The organism is Annamia dubia NIES-4383, assembly GCF_055394725.1.
In genome coordinates this window covers 1115854-1137954 of sequence record NZ_AP025630.1, presented here as the reverse complement: position 1 = coordinate 1137954, position 22101 = coordinate 1115854, and the positions used below count along the sequence as shown (strand labels likewise).

Here is a 22101-nt window from a genome sequence, read left to right as displayed (position 1 = left end):
TAATAATCCACTTTAAGCCCTCACCTTGATATTGGAGTGATAATTATGTCAGTTTCCCCTATCTTACCCTCGACTGAACCTATGGAAAATGATTCTTTTGTGTTTGATCCCCAAACAGAAAATATGGAGTTTGAGGATACTTCCCTTTTTGATGACGATGAAAATTCTTTAGCTAGTCCCCCTAAAAGTCATCGTTTATCTACGGATCTGGTTAGAGTTTATCTGCAAGAAATTGGGAGAGTTCCTTTACTCCAAAAAGATGAAGAAGTAGCAGTGGCTCAAAAAGTTCAAGCTTATATGCAGCTTTTGGAAAAACGTAGTCAAGCGGCTCAACAAGGGGATCCAATTTTGGCTCATTATCTCAATTTAATTGAAATTCACGATCGCTTGGTTTCTCAGTTAAGTCATCGTCCATCTTTAGAAAAATGGGCGGCTAAGGTGAATTTAAGCGTCACAGAATTAAAACAGGCTTTAAGAAATGGCAAAAAACGCTGGGCGCAGGTGGCCCAAATTGAGGTTAAGGAGTTAGAAAAAATCCAGAAAGTGGGCATTCGTGCCAAAGAACAGATGATCAAGGCTAATTTACGGTTAGTCGTTTCTGTGGCCAAAAAATATCAAAATCGAGGTTTAGAGTTATTAGACCTCATTCAAGAGGGAACTTTGGGGTTAGAAAGGGCTGTTGATAAGTTTGATCCCACTAAGGGTTATCGTTTTAGCACTTATGCTTATTGGTGGATCCGTCAAGGCATGACCCGCGCGATCGCTACCCAAAGTCGCACTATTCGCATTCCGGTGCATATTACCGAAAAATTAAATAAAATTAAAAAGGCTCAACGTCAATTATCTCAAGCTAATGGCCAGACTCCTAGTTTAGATCAAATTGCTAAAGAGTTAGACATTACCACCGATCAGATCAGGGAAGTTTTAGCGAAAGTGCCTCGTTCTGTGTCTTTAGATATTAAAGTAGGGAAGGAAAAAGATACAGAATTAGGTGATCTGTTAGAAACCGATAGCGCCTCCCCTGAAGAATTGTTAATTAGGGAAGGTTTACAACAGGAATTGGATGATCTGTTGGCTTATTTAACCGATCGAGAACAGGAAGTAATTGAGTTACGTTTTGGCTTAAAAACGGGTAAACCTTGCTCTTTGGCGGAAATTGGACGCATTTTAGACCTTTCACGGGAAAGGGTACGTCAAATTGAAACTAAAGCTATGCAAAAATTACGTCAACCAAAAAATCGTAATCGAGTCAGAGATTATCTTGATTCTCTTGATTAATGATGAAATATTTTTAATTTTACCCTATCTTTTTAATTAAAGTTAGGGTTTTTTTATTAAAAATTTAGTTTAAATTTAATTTATGATAAATCAATATCAAGGTGAATTTATTACTATTAAAATTAATCCAGATCAGCTGATTATTCAAGCAAATCAACGGAAAAATTATTATATGTTCATCATAGTAAGTATAATTCTTTCTTTTAGTAATGCTTGGAAAAGTGCTTCTCAATTTGAGATAATTAATTTCTTAAAAACTTTTTTACTTTCATTGTTACTTTATAATTTGGTTTTTTATTTAATGATAGCATGGGTATGGTTAAGTCATAGTGAAATTATGATAGATGCAGAAACATTTATTTTTACCCGTCAATTAGGATGGTTAAAACGTCAAATTAAATATTTTAGAGTAGAAATTATCTCGGCCGAAGTTTGTCATTGTAAAGATTTAGCTATAAAATATTTACAAATTAATACCAATCAAAAACCCTTTAAAATATTTTATCAATATCCAGAATCAGATTTAAAAATGATAGCTAAAAGTATCAATGAATTAATGGGAGCAGTTAACAATTGACAGTTGACAATTGACAATTAACCCTGAATAATTAACAATTAATAAAGCAATAACAAACAAGATCAATTATAATACTTTTGCTGTGATCAAAATTTATTCTAATTATGAGTCAATCTATTATTTCCCCCAAAATTAATTTAGCCCCTGATTCTTTTGAGAATCAAAATATTACCGAAAATGACAACTTTTTAGGTGATTTTATCCAAGAAACATTAGCTTTAACTAAGCGTTTATTTATTCAATTACAACGTAGACCTTCAACTATTATTGCCGGAATTATTCAACCCTTAATGTGGTTAATTTTATTTGGGGCTTTATTTTATAATGCCCCCACAAATTTATTTGGAGAAAATCTTAATTATGGTAAATTTTTAGCCCCCGGAATTATCGTTTTTACCGCTTTTTCTGGGGCTTTAAATGCGGGTTTACCTGTGATGTTTGATCGGGAATTTGGCTTTTTAAATCGTTTATTAGTTGCACCTTTAGCCTCTCGTTTTTCCATTGTTTCTGCCTCAACAATTTATATAATTACCATGAGTTTTTTACAAACAGCAGTAATTATCATAGCCGCTAGTTTATTAGGGGCAGGTTTTCCTAGTTTACTAGGTTTAAGTGCTATTGCTTTAATTGTTTTTTTAATTGTATTGGGAGTCACTGCTTTAAGTTTAGGGTTAGCATTTGCCCTCCCCGGCCATATTGAATTAATCGCCGTAATTTTTGTTACTAATTTACCCCTTTTATTTGCGAGTACAGCCCTTGCTCCTTTATCATTTATGGCAGGATGGTTACAAATTGTGGCTAGTTTAAACCCTTTAACCTATGCGATCGATCCGATCCGTTATTTATATTTAACTGGTAATTTTGGCTTAAATACTGTTGTCATGGAAACCCCTTGGGGCGGCCTTAATTTTTTAACAATTACTGGTATTTTATTAACATTTGATCTCTTAATTTTCTTAACAATTAAACCTTTATTAAGTCGGCGTTTTTCTTAATAATTTATGCCAAGGCATAACATTAACAAATTAAGTTAAAATTGTTATGCCTTTAACTAACTTTTTAATGAGATTATCCTAGTTTTTGGCATAAAGATCAGTCTTTTCTTGAGGTAATGGAATAATTTTATGAGCCAGTTCATACTAAAAATAAATTTTTATAATGGGGAGTGACTGATTTTAAAATTATTACTTGACAATAAACGGCTAACAATAGACAATAAAAAATAATTGTTAACTGCCTAAAGTAGTAATAAATCTACTTTTAACAAAAAACAAATAGGTTAAAATTAACCAAAAATTTAATAATTTGTTGATGAAGATTATTTCATGGTGATTAAAATTAATTCTCGCTATTCTCACAAAATAAAACAACGACCATTAAGCAACAAAAGAAACATTAGAAACACTAGCAACAATGGAAAAAAGACTAATAAAAGCAAACCTTACTTCAAATTTATGTTAGTAATTGGCCTTTTTTTATTAACAATTACTTCATGGTTTATTTATCAAATTATCAGAGGTTATTTACTTCAACCTCAAGCTATTTTAGTATTAGGAGGTCATGAAGAAAGGGAAATTTTTGCGGCCAAATTTGCTCAAAATTATCCTAATTTGCCGATTTGGGTTTCTGGTGGTAGCCCTTCGGCTTATGCCCATAAAATTTTCGCTAAACAGGGTATTAACGGCGATCGCCTCAAACTCGATTACCACGCAGTGGACACCCTCACTAATTTTACGACTTTGATCGATCAACTCAAGGCCGCAGGAATCAAAAATGTTTTTTTAATTACCTCCGCCAATCATTTGTATCGAGCCGAAATCATCGGTTTAATTGTGTTTGGCACTCAAGGGATCACAATTCATCCGATCGCCGTTCCCTCCCAAGGAGAACCTGAATCTTTGAACAAATGTTTAAGAGACGCTTTAAGGGCTGTAATTTGGGTATTTACAGGGGAAACAGGAGCAAATTTAAAATTAGAAGAAGTTAATCATCAATCAATTAACTGATGACAGATCTTGAAGTAATAACTAATAATGATAAAAATTGATGGCAAATTATAAAAAACTATTGATATTTTTTGAGGGTTTGTTGATAATCAACAATAACATAAATGGCAAAAATAGGGGAGCCGATCGCCGAGGCAATTAAAAAAGTTTCTAAAGAATTAAAGATAGTAACTAGGGGAAATAAATATAAAATATCTTCAGCTTCTAGCCCTGCAAAATTAGGTTGTCTGGCCGCTTCTTTCCCTAATTTTAACTCTAAATCATTCATTAAATAAAAGATACCTGAAACGGCAATACTAGCGATTAAACTAAGGGGTAAAGCCCACATTCCTAAATTAGTTTTTAAGGTGGCAATACCAATACTTAAAAATAAAAAAATTAAAACAATTGCATCACTAATTAAATCATAATTATGACCAAATTTACTAAATTTTCCGGTTAAACGTGCCAACTCTCCATCCGTATGATCAAAAAAGGCAGAAAAGACAAAGAAAAATGCTCCCAAATTACTTAAGAAAAAGCTATTTTGACTATAGGCACTATAGGCAATTAAGACAGTGGCAAAAACCCCTGTAATTAAGCGAATAGTTGTTAAATGATTGGGGGTAATAGGGGTATTTTTTAAAGGTAAAATTAAATAATAAGCTAATTTTGCATCCCAAGGTTTAGACATTTTTTTATTAATTATTATTGTTTTATTTATTGTAAGTAAAATATTATAATATCTATTCACTGATTAGTCAATACATTAAATAGTTAAGAGTTAATTTTACCAATCAAAAATAACTCTTAAAAAATAAAGAATAACTAATTAAAATAATTGCCATTCATGGGAAACTAAAAATTTTAATTTTTGCAATCTTTGGGTAAAATAATGATGATCTAAACGACTATAATCATAAGTTTTAGTTGTTTCAACATGGATCGCCCATGACCAAATATGGGCAACTTTAACAAAAAATTGTAAATTATTTAACTCAATTTCTGTTAATTGATTTAAGCTTTGATAACCCTCTAAAAATGCTTCTCTGGTTTTACGAGTCATGCCTGTGCGAATACAAACTTGCCAAAATTTTGCAATTTCAAAAATTCGATAACCATAGCCACATTGATCAAAATCAAATAAAGTTACCTTATTTTCAGGGGTAAAATGGACGTTTCCACTATGGGGATCACCCCAACAAACTGTCCAAAAAGGAGCATTTTTAGGAAAATTAGCTAACTTTAAATAAATATTATCAATGGTTTTCATTAAATAATTAAAATCTTCTAAACGATTTTTTAAAAATGGTTCAATAATTTTAACAGAATCATCTAATAAATATTCTAAAGTTAAAGTTTTTCTCTCAAGTTGAGAAGAAAAATTAAGAGCTAATTGATGAATATTAGCAACAGTTAAACCCAATTCATAACTTTGTTTGGGGTTTAAATCTCCTAAAGGAATTTCCCCTTGAGCGTAGGGAAATAAACTAGCATATCTTTGCCCTTCAGGGGCGTTAATTTCGATTAATAATTGATCATTTTTCGTGCGGATCCCATAGGCAACTGATACATTATTTTGAGCCAAAAAATCTAAAAATTCTAATTCAAATTCTATTTCTGATTTTGTGCGCCAATGATGATGGGAAATTCTTAAAATATAAGGGTTGCCTTCAGTTTCAATTAAATAAATATCACTTAACCCTCGATGCCAAAATTGACAAGATTTTATTTTTTCTATGTCATATTCTGGTACAATCTTAGTGATAATTCCCTCAATATTTAAACTAGAATAAATAATTGGAAACATAAATTAACAGGGAAGAATAATGAATAAAAAACGAATAAGCAAGAACCAATAATTAATTATTAATAACAGATTTTGAATTGTGCCATAGTCGAATACAATACAAATTGAAAGTTTTTTTTGAGAAATAATAAAATTTATGTCTATTAATCAATTAAATTTATGTCAACAGATACCCCTTGATGCTATTCGTTATAATGAACAAGGTTTAATTCCGGCGATCGCACAGGATTATTTAGATGGTACAGTGTTAATGATGGCATGGATGAATCGTGAATCGTTACAAAAAACCTTAGAAACGGGTGAAGTTTGGTATTGGAGTCGCTCACGTCAAGAGTTATGGCATAAAGGGGCTACTTCGGGTCATTTGCAAAAGGTTAAGGCGATGCGTTATGATTGCGATAGTGATGCTCTTTTGATTACGATTGAACAGATTGGTGATATTGCTTGTCATACGGGGGAAAGAAGTTGTTTTCATCAAGTAAATAATCAAAAAATAGCCCCTTCTAAAGATACCCTTTCTAGTTTATTTGATATTATTTGCGATCGCCGAGATCACCCCAACGAAAAGTCTTATACTTGTAAATTATTGGCGGGGGGAGATAATAAAATTCTCAAAAAAATAGGGGAAGAAAGTGCAGAAGTAGTGATGGCTTTTAAGGATGATCAAAAAGAAGAAATAGCGGGAGAAGTGGCGGATCTTTTTTATCATACCCTTGTAGCTTTAGCCCATCATAATGTTAGTTTAAGGGATGTTTATAAAAAGTTAGAAGAAAGGAAAAAATAATTAATAATTAATTATTGATAATTAATTATTAACAAATTGATAATGGATAATTGATAATTTACAATTGTCCATTGTCAAGTTAATTAATATTAGGTAGAATTTTTTTAACTAAAAAAGGTGGTGTTAAAAAATCAATATAAATTCTTTCCACTGGGTAGGGTAAAATTTGATTAAAATTAGCTTGAGAGATTAAGAAAATTCTCAAAATTATCATAACTATCTGTGCAAAAAAGATAGTTATGCCTAAGAAAAAAGAAGCTAAAATGATCGCAAAAATTCTATTTTGAGGAAAATTACTTGTTAGAAAAGAAGCAACAGGAGCAAAATAATATAAAATAAAAAGCACTATTAAAGATAGTAAACAAGTAATAATTTGAATAATTTTTTGACTTTTATCTTTAATTAAAGAGAGAATTTTTCTTTGTTTTTCTTCTAATAAGTTGGGATAAATTCCTAATAATAAAAAACTAAAAATATTCAAAGGTTTTTTCAATTGTAAAAAGAAAATAGGCATAATTCCTAATATCGCCACAATCAAAAAATCAAGCCACCAAAGCCCGAAAGGAGAACTAATAGACAGGCTTAACCATAAACCTATTAAACTAAAAGGTATTACGGCCAAACCTGCAAAATGTAACCATAAATAGGGTTCTAATTTAAAATTAGTCATTATTAGTTATTAGTTATTTGTTACTGACTGGTCACTGGTCACTGGTTACTGGTCACTGGTTACTGCGCAAGAGTACGACGTTTCATGATCATTTGATAAACCTCAATAATGTCACCCTCTTGCCATAAATTAAACTTAGATGAACCCATCCCACATTCATAACCTGCCGCCACTTCCTTGGCATCTTCATTAAAGCGTTTGAGCGACTCTAAAGTACCTTGATAAATAACCTCATTTTTGCGCATAACTCGCATCTGTCGGTTACGGATCACCTTGCCAGAAAGGATATAACAACCTGCTACCGCACCCTTACCAACGGAGAAGACAGCCCGAACTTCCGCGCGGCCTAAATGTTCTTCCACTTCTTCAGGATCAAGTAAGCCTTCCATCGCCCCTTGAATATCATCTAATAACTTGTAAATGATATTATATTCACGAATGTCAACCCCTTCCACATCGGCGGCCGCCCTTGCTCCACTAGCCAAAGTGGTATTAAAACCAATCACCACCGCACCACTAGCGGCCGCAAGATCTACGTCCGTTTCCGTGATCTCTCCGGGAGCGGCCAATAAGACTCGGATCTGGACTTCCTCTTGGGGTAACTGTTTTAATGAGCCAAGGATCGCTTCCACAGAGCCTTGAACATCGGCTTTGAGAATTAAATTAAGTTGTTTGAGTTCCCCTTCTTGAGCTTTAGCAGATAAACTGCTTAAAGTGACACGGGGAGCGGCCATAGATTGTTGTAACTGGGAAATGCGCTTATTGTCTTGACGGGTTTCCACCACTGCTCGGGCTTCTTTTTCATTGAGGAAGACTTCAAACTCCTCTCCCGCTTCAGGTACACTACTTAAACCTAATACTTCCACCGCAAAAGAAGGGGTAGCATCATCAACTTTATTGCCTCGATCGTCAATCATAGCCCTGATTTTACCTAAAACAGACCCTACTACGATAATATCCCCTACCCTTAATGTTCCATTTTGGACTAAGAGGGTAGCCACAGGCCCACGAGTACGGTCTAAATGGGCTTCGATTACCGTTCCCCTTGCCTCTCGATCGGGGTTAGCGCTAAGTTCTTCCACTTCCGCCACTAACAGGATCATTTCTAATAAAGTATCGAGATTTTCCCCTTTTAAGGCACTTACAGGCACCATAATGGTATCACCACCCCATTCTTCCGCAATTAAACCAAGTTCGGTTAATTCTTGTTTGATGCGATCGGGTTCAGAGTCGGGTTTATCAACTTTGTTAATCGCTACTAATAAAGGCACATCCGCCGCCTTAGCATGGCTGATCGCCTCTCTGGTTTGAGGTTGTACCCCATCATCGGCCGCCACCACTAAGATGGCAATATCCGTTACCCTTGCCCCCCTTGCCCTCATCGCTGTGAAAGCTTCGTGACCGGGAGTATCTAAAAAGACGATCTGCTCCATCTTGTCATTGTGTTCAATATCCACATGATAAGCCCCGATATGTTGGGTAATACCTCCGGCCTCACCCTGTGCCACCTTGGTTTTACGGATCGAATCAAGTAAAGTAGTTTTACCGTGATCAACGTGACCCATGATCGTAACTACGGGCGGACGGCGTTGGAGATTTTCTAAATCTTCCACATCTAACATCTCCGTCACTTTAGTAGCGGCGGCCACTTCTTCACCCGTTACCACTTTAACACCCATTTCTTCGGCCACCATTTTACAGGTATCATAATCCAAAGTCTGGGTAATATTAACGGCCATCCCTTTGAAAAAGAGATTTTTAATAATTTCCGTTTCCGCAATACAAAGGAGTTGAGCCAGATCTCGAATAGTTGAAGTATCAGGTAAAACAACGGTTTCGGGGGTTTTTTGTGCAGTTGATTGTTCTCGGCGCTTCTCACCCCGGCCAGTGCCTTCTGATTTACCAGAGGGCTTTTTAATCTTACTGGTTGGTTGTGTCGTTGGGGGTTTAGCTTGAGTTGATTTTGGTTTAGGAGGTCTGGCCGTGGAAATACTAAAGGCCGTATTACTCACAATGGAATCATTTAAGTCCTCAAAATCTTCATCCTCATCCAATAAAGGTTTAGGCCGGCGTTTACCCTTGGCCACAGCTTTAGATTTATTTTTGAGAACATCCTCCTCCTCCTCATCCCAATCTTTCTTTTTCTGAGGAGCATTAGGACGTTTTAATTTTAATTGAGGGCGTTTAGGAGGCTCTAATAAAGTTTCCTCAATAATAACTTCTTCATCTAAATCATCTGCAATGATTAAATCTTCATCTACTTCTAAATCTTCAATCGGTAAAAGTTCCTCTTTAGAAGGTTTAATTTTTTTCGGTTCAGGGGGGTGTTTTAGTTCGGTGGTTTTACCTTCTAAAACTGGACGTTTAATTTTCAACTGAGGTTTAACCGCCCCATTGTCACTAGATTTTTGTCCCGTCCCAGCTTTAGGAACTGGTTTAACCAAGGGTTTTTCAGAAATATTACTACTGCTGTCTTGAGGTTTTTTGGGCGAACCTTTTTTCTCCGGTAATTTTTTCTCAGCTTGAATGGGAGCTTTTTGACTAGGTTTTTTCTTTAAAGCTTTAGCGTTAGAAGACTTAACTTCTGCAGGTTTAGGGGTTTGACGGGGAGGCGGAGTTAAAAGTTGAGGGGCATTACTTTCCAGTTGATCCGCTTGTTTTGGTGACAAAGATGGCAAAGTCGAGGCCTCTGGTTTTTGAGCGGCTTCATCTTTTGCATGAACAGTGGGCTGTTGAGGACGGTTGAGGGAGGGAGTTGCACTTGTGGTTTGATTGGACATTTTCGCTGGACGGGGTGGGGGTACAAGAGTTTGAGTTTGAGTTTGAGTTTGATCTTGGATTTGATCTGGGGTTTCGGTTTGAGGTTGTTTATGATGAATAGCTAAAATTTCTTGTTTTTTTGAATCTTGAGGTTTTTTAAAAAAATTGTCTGTACTGCGGTCTTTTCCAGTTGGGGTATATTTTTTGGCCGCCGCTCGGATCCTTTCCGCCTCAGACTCTGAGATAGTGCTACTATGACTTTTCACTGAAATATTCAATCTATCACAGATATCTAAAATATCTTTATTTTCTAAATGTAAATCTTTTGATAAGTCGTAAATTCGTACTTTTCCGTTGTTCATGCAGTTTCTAGTTAATTGGTTGATATGAATATAAAAGGGGATTAATGGATTGTTTGATTGTTTGGCCTGGTTCTCAATTGACAATTGACAGTGGACAATTGATTGATTAGGTTAAATTTTTCCAAACAATTAACTGATCTTGATGATCAATTTTGGCAATCAATTCCCATCCCGATTAAATTTTAGTTTGATAAAATAAATGATCAATGAAGATACTCACCTCAAACGAATAATAGTATTAACAGTAATAATTTAACTTAAATTAAATATTTTATTTTTTTTGATCTAATAATTTTATTGTAAAGGATCATAGCAGATGTGATCATCAATTATGATTCTTTTCAATTTGTAAACGCTCCCATAATTGTTGATAAATGTCAGGTTTTACTTCTGTTTTGAGCGATCGCCCGATCCGATTTTTTTTCTGAGCGATTTGTAAACAGTTAGAATTAGGGCAGATATAAGCAGATCTACCCATCCCTTGATCTAATTGAATTAAATTTGAGGGAAAAACCCTAACAATACGCCAAAAATCTTTTTTTGGTGCAACTTTACGGCAACTAAGACAAGTTCTAAAGTTTTTGGTCATTGGTTATTGTTGACTGTTGAGTATTTTATTCTTCTTCAGAAGAAAATTCATCAGTAAAATTAAGGGAGTCTGTTTTAGGGGTAAAAGACTCTAAAGTTAAATCTTGATCTTCATCTTGATCATCCTCTAAAGCTGATTGTTTAGCCTTTTCTTCCTGTTCTTTTTTATAGGCATTAGTTTCTTTAATATCAATTTTCCAACCCGTTAAACGAGCGGCTAAACGCACATTTTGGCCATCTTTTCCAATGGCTAAACTTAATTGATTTTCCCCCACTAAAACTAAGGCTTGACGATCTTCGGCATTGGTTAAAATGACTTGATCAGCTTTGGCCGGACTTAAAGAATTTGCAATATAAGTAGATGGATCGGGCGACCAACGGATCACGTCTATTTTTTCGCCCCTTAACTCATTAACCACTGCTTGGATCCTGGCACCACGCGCCCCAATACAAGCTCCAACGGGATCCACATCTTTTTCAAAAGTATCCACCGCAATTTTAGTACGAGGGCCGACATGGCGCACTGGCGGATTGGCTTCTCTGGAAATAGCCACTATTCTGACCACTTCTTCTTCAATTTCTGGGACTTCATTGGCGAATAAATAAACCACTAGGCCGGCTGAGGCACGGGAAACGATTAATTGGGGGCCACGGTTAAAGCCTTCTTTCACTTTTTTGAGATAAACTTTAAATGTGGCATTTGCCCGATAATTGTCATTGGGTAATTGTTCTTTGAGGGGTAATTCGGCCTCAACTTCCGGTTCTCCAAAGCCACTACTAACGGCCATGACAATGGATTTTCTTTCAAAGCGCAAAACTTTGGCTTGTAAAACTGTTCCTTCTAATTCTTGAAATTCCTCTTGAATTAATTTTCTTTGTTGATCTCGTAATTTTTGCAGTAAAACTTGTTTAGTTTGGATAGCGGCCATGCGGCCGAAATCTCTTTGACTAGGGGTAACATCTAAAACAACTTCATCCCCTAATTGGGCTTCTCCTGCTACTTCTTGAACTTCTTGTAAGGAAATATCATGATCGGTATTGGTGACATTTTCCACAATTTTTTTAGTAGAAAGAATGCGGAAACCTTCTTCTTCAAGGTCTAATTCTACTTCAAAATTTTGGAAATATTCATCACTAAAGGGGGGTTGATTAATAGTTTGACTACGGCGAAAACGCTCATATCCTTTTAATAATGCTTCTCTTAAAGCATCTTTAACTGCGGAATGGGGTAAGTTATGATTAACAGAAATTTCTTCAATTAAATCGGGTAATCCGGGTAAAGGTACTAATGACATTTAATAATATTCTCCTTTTAATTTTAAATAATAATAATTAACGATCTTTAACTAATAACCAATAACCAATAATTAAATTAATTGAACTTTCTCTACTAAACTACGGGGAATAGCCAGAGAACGCCCTTTTTGATTAAGATAAATAGCCTGTGTATCTCTCCCGACTAATTTGCCCTGCCATTCTTGGTGATCTTGATAAGGTGTGGAGGTTTTGACTAAAACATCAAAACCTTTAAAAGTTACAAACTCACGATCGCTGTCTAATTGTCGAGAGATACCCGGGCTAGAAATTTCTAAAATATAAGTTCCGGGGATAACTTCCTGTGTATCTAAAATAGTTTCTAAAGAGCGACTCATCTTTTCACAGTCACTTAAACTGGTATGATCATCTCGGTTGCGTACATCTAAACGCAAAACTGGAGGACGTTTATTAGTTTGAAAGACAGCCCCTACCAGATCTAAACCTAATTCTTCGGCGATCGGTGTGGCTAATTCTATAATTTTTGGGATCAAGGGATGGGTCATTTGAGAGAACAGTTATCAATAAACAGTTATTAATTAAGGAAATTAATTAATCTAAGCAATAAAAAAAGCGGGGCTAACCCACTTTCAACAAACACCTGATTGATTTCTCTTAAGTCTGATTTGTTTATGTCTCAGGGATCTGACTTTCTTTGTTAGGTGTTAACGTCTTTGACTTGCTTTATCATCTTAACATAATTTTGTGATCTTGATCAATCTTTCCCAAAAATACCATCATCGGGCTAAAGAGGTTTTAATCTTAGAATAAGGTAATTATTACTGATTAATTAGGTTATTTCATGTCCTTTTATAAAACCAATTAATAAATTTTTACCAAATAATTTAGTTTTACGTCCATATAATCTAATTGTAATTAATTTTGAATCTTTACCTATTCCTTGAAATTTAACGGAAAGTTGAGGATTTTTCCCCTTAAAACAATGGTAAATTCTCTCTTTTAATAAGTCTCGATTTTCGTTAATGACAAGGGAAAAAAAGGAGTCTAAACTTACTAATTCACTCAAAGTATAACCAAAAATATCCCCAAATCGTGGATCCGCATAGACAAAAATTCCGTCTTGAGTCATTATATAAACCCCTAACTCTAATAATCTATCTGTTTGGGGGATTGGCTCACTGGGCAAGGTTGGCAAAGGTGGAGGGGGTGAATATTCCCCAGAATTTGATCCTGTGGTTTGTAATAGTTTTTTATCTAAATAAAAGCGCATTTGATCAAAAACTAAGGCCATCTGAGTGGCTGTAATTTCCATTAATTCGGTAATTTCTGGGGTAAAATGAGCGGCCTGTGAATGGCTTAAAGTTATAATTCCCAACAGTAAACGCCCTCTGATTAAGGGGACACACAAAGCGGATAAAGTGGTGTAAGGTTGTCCGGGTAAATTGATCCACCTTGAATCAATCCTTGTATCAACGATTACGCCCATTTTTCGATGTTGATAAACCCATCCTGCTAAACCTTCTTTTAAAACTTGACCGATTAAATTATTTTTTTCGTCCCTCATGACGATCCCCCTTGCCAATAAACTTTCTTGTACCACTCCATCGGGGGATAATAAAAATATACTACTTTCTTCGGCTTGGGTGAGATCAATGGCGATCTGTAAAGTTTGTTGTAACATGGCTCTAGTGAGAAGTCGTCCCGAAGCACTTTGAATCATGGTAATAAAATTACTCATTAATTCTCGATTAGCGTCTAAAGCTTTTTTATATAGCTGAAGTTCGGCAACTTGTTGACGTAAGGTGTTTAATTCTTTTCCTACGTCCATTAGAGGATTGTTTGGGTTGGGCATGGGGTCTATTTATCTACTCTAACTATTTAATTTTTAATGATATTGTATGACAATTTGTTGAATTTGTATATTATAAAAGAATTGATTGAATTTTGTTTTTTTAATACTTTTCCAAGGGGTCTATTTGTCATTAGTCATTGGAAAAAAAGTTAACTTTTATTGATTTTAATTGATCATTTTTGAATTAAAATTGTGCCGTCATTATCTATTTTTTCTTGACAACTAAATTGTTGAAAATAACTGCGCACATGATAGGGAAAATGGGGAAAATCAAAATTTTGATCTCCTTGGGCAATATCTGACCAAAAATAACGCAAATGGGGGGCTAATTTTTCTGCTTCTAAATGGGGTAAATTTAAGGGAAAACTGGTTAATAAATTGATCATAAAGGGATAGGATCGATCTCCCATCCATTGTTTAGAAAATTGTCCTAAATTTTCCCAACCATTGATAGAATCAACTTGATAAGATTTAAAGTTTAATTCTTGATTTCCCTGTTGATCAATTTTCATTTCTAAAATGCGATAGGGATGGGGATAACTTACTAAAGAGCCAGTGGTAATTTCATAAATTCCATCTTCTTTGGCTACGTCTTGAACGTGCAAATGTCCTGTAAAAATGTATTTTACTCCGTATTTTTTAAATAAATTAATTAAACTTTTGGCATTACCAACCATATATTTTTTACCCATTTCATGGTCGGCTTGGGAGGGAAAATGCTCAATTATATTATGATGAATCATAATTAAAACTATTTTATCTTTAATCAATTCTAACGTCTGTTCTAACCACAATAATTGATCACTATCTACATAACCGATTTGTTTACCTTCTTGATCAAAATAATTAGAATTAAGACCAATTAAATAAATTTCTGGTAAAATTTCTTGACAGTAATATAATCTTTCTGGATTAAGATAACCAAATTTTCGATAATAATAAGGAAAGGCTTTAACTCCGATGGAAGTTTGATTGGGGAAAAGGGTGGGAATATCATGATTACCAGGAATAACGTAGGTAGGAATCTGTAAATCATTAAGTTTTTTTTGTAGCCAACGGTGATTATCTGGTTCTCCATGCTGAGTTAAATCTCCCGGTATTAAGAGGAAATCTAAAGCACATTGTTCTAAATGACTCAGGGCTTTTTCTAGTACAGGAATACTAACTTCCCCTAAATGAAAGCGATTAGGGTGATTCCAGAGGGTATGGGGGAGGGTGATATGGGGATCACTGATGATAGCAAAGCGAAAATTTACGGTCATATCATCTGGTTAAACGTCTTTGATTTTGGCCTATTATACCAAATCCGGTTTCCATTTTCATTTTCAAAACGGCCTTGATCCTTTGCCCCTTTTGTGATTAGACTTTTTGCACAAGTCAATTAATAAGTAATAAGTGGGAGAATGGAGGAAAAACTTATTAAAATCAATGATTATTTCAACTTTTCTAAGTATTTGATCAAGGGGCAGGGGGTGAGTTTAATCATTTTGGCCTAAAATTTGACAATTTACAATGAGTAATTAATAATTGATAAGCAGTCATTAATTATTATTAATTTAAAAATTATGGAAAGAGGTTTATTGTGGCTACCGTTATTATTGTTCTTTTTTTGGTTAACTTCATTGGGAACAAAAGAATATCAAAAACTTCAAATTTATCAACAATGGGCGCAACAATTTGATCTGGCTAAATATGATATTTATGCAGTGTTAGGGATCAAGGAAAATTTAATTAGTTGGGGTCAAGCTTCCCCCAAACAAATTATTAATTTAGAAACTTTTTGTTTAGATCAAATTAAACAAATTTATTTGGTGGTGGATGACAAAGTTATCACTGAAAAACAACTCCCAAAAAAGGGAAAACCCTTTATTTATTTTCAATTAAAAAACACAGAAAATATGATCAAAATTCCTTTTACTGAAATTAATTTGGCCGCTCAATGGACACAATATTTAATTGAAAAATTATTAAATATAAAATCTTAATAATTTTATCATATATTCTCAAATTACAAATTCAAAATATTATTCTATAATAAATAGAAAAAATTTAATATTTTAATCTTTGCTCATCTCAATGAAATTGCCTTTTTCCTTGGTGCTGAAACGATTAAGTTTCACTTTTGCTTTAGCATTAGTCTACTATCAAACGGCAGAAATTTGTAGAAATTTAGCCTCTACACCTCAAAATGTTACTCCCGTTTGGGCCCCTGATGGTTTTGCTTCGGCGGCAGTTTTAACTTTTGGTTATTGGACATTACCCGGAATTTTAATTGGCTCATTTTTAGCTAATATTTGGGCATTTATTAATAGTAGTAATAATTGGACTTTATTTGTTTCTATTTTACAGGTGGTAGCTATTGCTATTGGTAATAGTTTAGCTCCCTTTTGTGGGGTTTATTTATTAAGAAAAAAAATTAACAAGCGTTATCCTTTTAAAAGGGTTAAAGATACCTGTAATTTTTTAGTTTATACGGGATTAATTGCGCCTCTTGTTAGTGCTACTATTGGGGTTACGGCTTTAACTTTAGGGGGCAAAGTTCCCCTTTTTGAATATGGCAAAACTTGGTTAACTTGGTGGATTTCTAATATCTCAGGAATTTTTATTTTTACACCTGCTTTAGTTAGTTGGTATCAATTTTTAAGTAAGTTTAATAAACCCATTAAATTCAAGAAAAATTTAGGTCTTCAAACTCATATTTTTGTTGAAAAAACTAAACAAATTGACTATAATAAAATCATTGAATTACTTTTTTTAATTACTTTAATTTTATTAATTTGTCTTTTTTCTTTCTGGGGTCAATATGAATTAGAATATATTTTAATCCCTTGTTTAATTTGGGCTAATTGTCGTTTTGGAGAGTTAGAAATTACTAATTTAATCGTTTTAATTGCAATTTTAGCAGTTACGGGAACAGTCAGAGGTTTGGGAGTTTTTTCTAAAGAAACATTAATTGAATCTTTGATTTTTTTACAGACTTTTATCGGTGTAATTGTCTTTTCTATGTTAATTTTTAATGCAGTTTTTATCGAAAAGGAACAAGCTTTAATTAAGACTCAAATCTCTCAAAATGAATTATATAATAGGGCGTTAAAAATAAGACAATATGCTCATTATTTAAGTCAACAAAATATTAAATTAGAAGAAGCAAAAAAAGAAGCAATTTTGGCCAATCAAGCTAAAAGTGAATTTTTAACTAATATTAGTCATGAGTTAAGAACCCCTTTAAATGGTATTTTAGGGATGGCACAATTATTTCAAAATCAAGATAGTTTAAGTAACAAGCAAAAAGAAGAAATTAATATTATTTATGAATCGGGTAATCATCTTTTAATGTTAATTAATGATTTGTTAGATTTTGGCAAAATTGAAGCGGGTAAAATGGATGTTGAATTAAGTAAATTTAATTTAATTAATTTTCTTAAATTAATTTGTGATCTCATTGAAAAATCAGCACAAAATAAAAATATTTATTTCGATTATTTAATTGATCAAAAGTTACCTTTTATCGTAGAAACTGATGAGAAAAAGTTAAGACAAATTTTATTAAATTTATTAGGAAATGCCGTTAAGTTTACCCAAACAGGGGGAGTAAAATTTACCGTGACATCAATGAATAAACTTAGCAAAAATGAGGTTATTTTTTGTGAAATAGAATTTAAAATTGAGGATACGGGGATCGGTATTCCTACCGATAAATTAGATAAAATATTTTTAGCTTTTGAACAGGTAGGGCATAATAATTTTAAGGCTCAAGGCACGGGTTTAGGCCTAGCTATTAGTCAAAAAATGGCTCATTTAATTGGGGGTAATATTGGGGTTGCTAGTGAATTAAATCAAGGTAGTATTTTTACTTTAAATTTAACTGTACCTTGCGATTTTAACTTAAATTCTAGTTATCTAAATTTAGGGGAGCAAAATAACAAATTTGATCCCGAACTGGGGAAAAAACTACCTTTTAAAATATTGATAGCAGAAGATAATATTGTCAATCAAAAAATTGCCATTCAAATGTTTCAAAGATTAGGATATAAAGTTGATCTTGCGGTTAATGGCCTTGAAGTTTTAAGGGCTTTAGAAAAGAATTTTTATGATTTAATTTTTATGGATGTTTCAATGCCAGAGTTAGATGGGATCGAGGCTACTCGTTTAATTATTAAGCGTTATTCTCAAGATATTTGCCCTTATATTATTGCGATGACGGCTAATGTAATTGATGGGGATAAGGAAAAATGTTTAGAGGCGGGAATGAAAGATTATATTAGTAAACCAATTAAAATTAATGCTATTATTGAGGCTTTATATCGTGTTAAAATAAAAAATAACCAATAACTAAAAAACAATAATTATATGTTAACTAATGTTCGTTTAACTATCAAAGCTTGTGAACAATTAAATTTAAAATATGAGATTTTACACCATCATCAAAATATTTTAAGAGTAAAAATTAAGGATCAATATCATTTTTTTGTTAATTATACTACTCCTTTACTATCTCAAGCTACTTCCCAAATTTTAAGAGATAAAGATTTTACCTATCACATCTTAAAAAATGTGATCAATATGCCTAGACATCAGGATTTTTTATCTCCTTTTTGTGATCAAAAATATCAACAGTATTTAAAATATCAAAGTATTGAAGAAATCAAAGATAAAATATTAGAATTGTTTACCTTTCCTCTCATTATTAAAAGAAATCGGGGATCGGGGGGTAATAATGTTTTTTTATGTCAAGATCAAGAGCAAATTAATTTAGCTTTAGGGCAAATTTTTAATATTAATCATAAAAATTATGATTATGTTGCTCTGGCTCAAGATTATATTAAGATTAAAAAAGAATATCGAGTAGTTTGTTTAAATAGAAATGTAATTTTAGCTTATGAAAAAAGTAAGGAAAATGCACAATTTACGGGAAATTTAAGTCCTCTCCATTGGGAAGGCTCTCAAGCAATTTTAATTACAGATCAAAATTTATTAAAGAAAATTAGTGATTTTATTGCCCCTGTTTTTGATGAATTAAGTTTAAAATATGGCGGTTTTGATGTGGTAATAGATGAGGGGGATCAATGGTGGTTAATTGAGATTAATTCCCATCCTAATTTTGATATTTTTATCAGAGATAATGATGAAAATATTATTGTTGATCTGTTTAAAAAATTGCTTTTATCTTTATAATTTCACTTTGGCCATAGCAAAGGGGAAAAAACCCTTGCTATATCTATATAATTATAATGTCAATTTTTGTTTAGATTTTTTTAACATTTCTACTAAAAAAATATCAAGAAATATTAAAAAATAGTTCTTAATCTTCATAAATTGAGTAAGCTAGAAATAAACTTGTTGTAAGACAAGACGATTTATCACAATCCTAAATTAGTGGGGAGAAATAAAGTTAACGCTTTTGTTATTCTTAACAAGACTTTAACAGTCTTTTTTCTAATAATTAATCTGCTACAAGCTATTTAGGATTGCTCTAGTTAATTTTCAGTTGATAATCAAACTCAAAATTATGAACAATGAATCAAGAGAAAATGTTACAAAAGTAGAAGAATTTGCTACTTTAAATCAATCTACAATTATTGCTCAATCTAATAGTTCAAATTCTTCTAATGTCATAGGTGGAGTAGGTTTTTCCATTGCTTTATTAATCTTTTTTTCGGCTTTGGCCATCTGGTTTCTTAACACTTTTATGTGTATTTGTAAACCCAATGAAGTGTTAGTTTTATCAGGTACAAAACATAAAACAAAAGCAGGGCGAGAATTAGGTTATCGTATTATTTTTGGTGGCCGGGCGATTCGCAATCCTTTATTAGAAACTGTTAAAAGTATGGACTTAACAGTAATGCCCGTACCTGTAGAGGTCAAAAATGCTTATTCTAAGGGGGGGATTCCCTTGGATATTCAGGCGATCGCCAATGTTAAAATATCAGGAAATTCGTCAATTATTGGCAATGCAATTGAGCGTTTTTTAGATAGAAATCGCTCGGAAATTGCAAGGGTGGCAAAGGAAACTTTAGAGGGGAATTTAAGGGGCGTGGTGGCTACTTTAACCCCTGAAGAATTGAACGAAGATCGCTTAAGATTTGCCGAACAAATTGCCGAAGATGTGTCAAGGGATTTAACTCGGTTAGGGTTACAATTAGATACCTTGAAAATTCAGAGTGTTTCCGATGAAGTTGATTATTTAAACTCAATTGGCCGCCGTCAAATTGCGTTAATTATCAGAGATGCAGAAATTGCTGAGTCTGATGCTTTGGGGGAAGCCGAAAGAATTGAGGCCGATTGTCAAAGGGCGGCGGAAGTGGCTAAAACTCAAGCTAGAACAGTTATTCAGGAAAAAGAAAACCAATTACGCAAAATTAAAGCCCAATTAGAACAAACGGCGCGATCGGAAGAAGAACGCACGGAGGCCGCCGCTAAGGAAGCAAGGGCTAAGGCGGAGCAAATTTTACAGAAAGTGCGGGCAGAGTTAGAAAGATTACGCTTAGAGGCTGATGAAGTTTTACCTGCTCAGGCTCAGAAAGAGGCGAAAGAGTTGGCCGCAAGGGGTGAAGCGGCGGCTTTAGCGGAAAATGCGAGGGCTTCGGCTTTAGTGAGTAATATGCTTTCTGAGGTTTGGCAGTCTATGGGTGCGGATGCCTCTGATTTATTCTTAATTCAACAGATTGAAACTTTGTTACAGGAGGCCACCAAAGTTCCCAGCCGTTTGCATTTGGAGAATATTAATGTGATTGATAACGGTGATGGCAAGGCGATCGCCAGTTTAATCAATGCTTATCCTGAAATTGTGCGTCAATTCTTGACACAGGTGGATCAAACTTTAGGAATTGACGTGGCGGGAACATTAAACCAAAGCAAAAAGTAATTTTTACCATTCAAAATTGATTATTTATTAATACTAAAAAGGGCAATTATGGATCCAATTTCAGTCATTATAACTGTTTTATTTATGTTAGGATTAGGTACAAGTGCGGGGGTCATGGTATTACGCAACCTCTATTATATTTGTCAGCCTAGTGAAATCCTAATTTTTGCAGGAAGTAGTAGCACTACTGGAGATAAAAAAAGAATTGGTTATCGCTTAATTAAAGGGGGTAGTGCTATCCGTACTCCCTTATTAGAAAAAGCCTTCAAAATGGATCTTACTAATATGATCATTGAATTGAAGGTAACAAATGCTTATTCAAAAGGCGGTATTCCTTTAAGAGTGGAAGGTGTAGCCAATATTAAAATAGCAGGAGAAGAACCAACAATTCACAACGCAATTGAGCGTTTATTGGGGAAAAATCGCAAAGAAATTGAGCGATTTGCTAAAGAAACATTAGAGGGAAATTTGCGCGGAGTTTTAGCAAGTTTAACCCCTGAACAAGTTAATGAAGATAAAATTGCTTTCGCCAAAAGTTTATTAGAAGAAGCGGAAGATGACCTTGAAAAATTAGGTTTAGTGTTGGATAATTTGCAAATTCAAAACATTTCTGATGAGGTATCTTATTTAGATTCAATTGGCCGAAAACAACAAGCAGATTTAATGAGAGATGCGCGAATTGCTGAAGCTCAAGCCCATGCTGAGTCAGTGATCAAAGCGGCCGAAAATGAAAAAATTACGGCCTTAAGACGGATCGATCGAGATATTGAAATAGCCAAAGCTCAAGCAGAATTAAGGTTAAAAAATGCTTTAACCAAAAGAGAAGCAATTGTGGCAGAAGTAGAAGCAGAAATTGCGGCCGAAGTTGTTAAAAGACAGGCTGAAGTATCAGTTCAAACTGAAAGAATTAAACAGGTTGAACAACAATTACAAGCCGATGTTGTAGCACCTGCTGAAGCAAATTGTAAAAAGGCAATTGCCCAAGCTCAAGGGGATGCGTCCACTATTATTGAAGCAGGAAAAGCTCAAGTTGAAGGGATTAAAAGTTTAGCTGAATCTTGGAAAAATGCAGGATCATCAGCCAGAGAAATTTTCCTATTTCAAAAGTTAGATATTCTCTTAAAAACTTTAGTTCAATCCGTGCCGGAAGTTGATGTTCAAAATGTCACAGTTATTAATAGTAAAGATGGAAATACTGTTACTAAAATGGCCTCTTTTCTGGAACAATTACGTCAAGCCACCGGAATGGATCTAGTTAAAATTGTTAATCAGATGGGTTCTTTACCCTCTCAAAA

Annotated in this window: 18 protein-coding genes and 1 pseudogene; 10 read left to right on the top strand and 9 right to left on the bottom strand. The window is 33.9% G+C overall.

Annotation, left to right across the window (positions count from 1 at the left end):
- Nucleotides 1–45: 45 nt before the first annotated feature.
- The 4 genes from sigC (at nucleotide 46) to Anndu_RS05160 (ending at nucleotide 3861) form a co-directional block, all read left to right on the top strand.
- Complete coding sequence (gene sigC / locus Anndu_RS05175; protein WP_464103351.1) at nucleotides 46–1278, top strand: RNA polymerase sigma factor SigC; 1233 nt, start codon at nucleotides 46–48, stop codon at nucleotides 1276–1278.
- 82 nt (nucleotides 1279–1360) lie between these two features.
- A complete protein-coding gene (locus Anndu_RS05170) occupies nucleotides 1361–1855 on the top strand; it encodes a hypothetical protein (RefSeq protein WP_464103350.1) in 495 nt (164 codons plus the stop codon).
- A 104-nt stretch (nucleotides 1856–1959) separates the two neighbouring features.
- On the top strand, nucleotides 1960–2850 hold the full coding sequence (locus tag Anndu_RS05165; protein ID WP_464103349.1) for an ABC transporter permease: 891 nt from the start codon (nucleotides 1960–1962) through the stop codon (nucleotides 2848–2850).
- 459 nt (nucleotides 2851–3309) lie between these two features.
- The gene (locus tag Anndu_RS05160) at nucleotides 3310–3861 is read left to right on the top strand and encodes a YdcF family protein (RefSeq protein WP_464103348.1); all 552 of its coding nucleotides are present in this window, start codon (nucleotides 3310–3312) and stop codon (nucleotides 3859–3861) included.
- Between the two features lie 58 nt (nucleotides 3862–3919).
- Here the strand turns inward: Anndu_RS05160 and Anndu_RS05155 are convergent, their stop codons facing one another.
- Nucleotides 3920–4534 (bottom strand): CDP-alcohol phosphatidyltransferase family protein, encoded by a 615-nt coding sequence (locus Anndu_RS05155; RefSeq protein ID WP_464103347.1) that lies wholly within the window; start codon nucleotides 4532–4534, stop codon nucleotides 3920–3922.
- Nucleotides 4535–4672: 138 nt separating this feature from the next.
- A complete protein-coding gene (locus Anndu_RS05150; protein WP_464103346.1) occupies nucleotides 4673–5650 on the bottom strand; it encodes a phosphotransferase in 978 nt (325 codons plus the stop codon).
- A 136-nt stretch (nucleotides 5651–5786) separates the two neighbouring features.
- On the opposite strand from Anndu_RS05150, the gene hisIE reads away from it, so the two are divergent.
- Nucleotides 5787–6434: a bifunctional phosphoribosyl-AMP cyclohydrolase/phosphoribosyl-ATP diphosphatase HisIE gene (hisIE, locus tag Anndu_RS05145; protein WP_464103345.1), complete on the top strand. Its 648-nt coding sequence runs from the start codon at nucleotides 5787–5789 to the stop codon at nucleotides 6432–6434.
- A gap of 79 nt (nucleotides 6435–6513) precedes the next feature.
- Here hisIE and Anndu_RS05140 read toward each other — a convergent pair whose 3' ends face one another.
- From Anndu_RS05140 to Anndu_RS05110, 7 genes are all read right to left on the bottom strand, one after another.
- Nucleotides 6514–7104, bottom strand: coding sequence for a low-complexity tail membrane protein (locus tag Anndu_RS05140; RefSeq protein WP_464103344.1), 591 nt, complete (start codon nucleotides 7102–7104; stop codon nucleotides 6514–6516).
- Nucleotides 7105–7163: 59 nt separating this feature from the next.
- Nucleotides 7164–10226 (bottom strand): translation initiation factor IF-2, encoded by a 3063-nt coding sequence (gene infB / locus Anndu_RS05135; protein ID WP_464103343.1) that lies wholly within the window; start codon nucleotides 10224–10226, stop codon nucleotides 7164–7166.
- Between the two features lie 325 nt (nucleotides 10227–10551).
- Nucleotides 10552–10815: a YlxR family protein gene (locus Anndu_RS05130; RefSeq protein WP_464103342.1), complete on the bottom strand. Its 264-nt coding sequence runs from the start codon at nucleotides 10813–10815 to the stop codon at nucleotides 10552–10554.
- A gap of 25 nt (nucleotides 10816–10840) precedes the next feature.
- Nucleotides 10841–12109: a transcription termination factor NusA gene (gene nusA, locus Anndu_RS05125; RefSeq protein WP_464103341.1), complete on the bottom strand. Its 1269-nt coding sequence runs from the start codon at nucleotides 12107–12109 to the stop codon at nucleotides 10841–10843.
- 72 nt (nucleotides 12110–12181) lie between these two features.
- Entirely contained in the window at nucleotides 12182–12634 is a 453-nt protein-coding gene (rimP, locus tag Anndu_RS05120) for a ribosome maturation factor RimP (RefSeq protein WP_464103340.1), read from the bottom strand.
- A gap of 284 nt (nucleotides 12635–12918) precedes the next feature.
- Nucleotides 12919–13941, bottom strand: a complete 1023-nt coding sequence (locus Anndu_RS05115; RefSeq protein WP_464103339.1) for a GAF domain-containing protein — start codon at nucleotides 13939–13941, stop codon at nucleotides 12919–12921.
- Between the two features lie 173 nt (nucleotides 13942–14114).
- The gene (locus Anndu_RS05110; protein ID WP_464103338.1) at nucleotides 14115–15203 is read right to left on the bottom strand and encodes a metallophosphoesterase family protein; all 1089 of its coding nucleotides are present in this window, start codon (nucleotides 15201–15203) and stop codon (nucleotides 14115–14117) included.
- A gap of 303 nt (nucleotides 15204–15506) precedes the next feature.
- On the opposite strand from Anndu_RS05110, the gene Anndu_RS05105 reads away from it, so the two are divergent.
- The 5 genes and pseudogenes from Anndu_RS05105 to Anndu_RS05085 all read left to right on the top strand — a co-directional run.
- Complete coding sequence (locus Anndu_RS05105) at nucleotides 15507–15926, top strand: hypothetical protein (RefSeq protein ID WP_464103337.1); 420 nt, start codon at nucleotides 15507–15509, stop codon at nucleotides 15924–15926.
- 91 nt (nucleotides 15927–16017) lie between these two features.
- Nucleotides 16018–18273, top strand: coding sequence for an MASE1 domain-containing protein (locus tag Anndu_RS05100; RefSeq protein ID WP_464103336.1), 2256 nt, complete (start codon nucleotides 16018–16020; stop codon nucleotides 18271–18273).
- 18 nt (nucleotides 18274–18291) lie between these two features.
- Nucleotides 18292–19116: an ATP-grasp domain-containing protein gene (locus Anndu_RS05095; protein WP_464103335.1), complete on the top strand. Its 825-nt coding sequence runs from the start codon at nucleotides 18292–18294 to the stop codon at nucleotides 19114–19116.
- A gap of 334 nt (nucleotides 19117–19450) precedes the next feature.
- Complete coding sequence (locus tag Anndu_RS05090; protein WP_464103334.1) at nucleotides 19451–20806, top strand: flotillin family protein; 1356 nt, start codon at nucleotides 19451–19453, stop codon at nucleotides 20804–20806.
- A 48-nt stretch (nucleotides 20807–20854) separates the two neighbouring features.
- Nucleotides 20855–22081, top strand: a pseudogene (locus Anndu_RS05085) (flotillin family protein); the annotation flags it as partial.
- Between the last annotated feature and the right edge of the window lie 20 nt (nucleotides 22082–22101).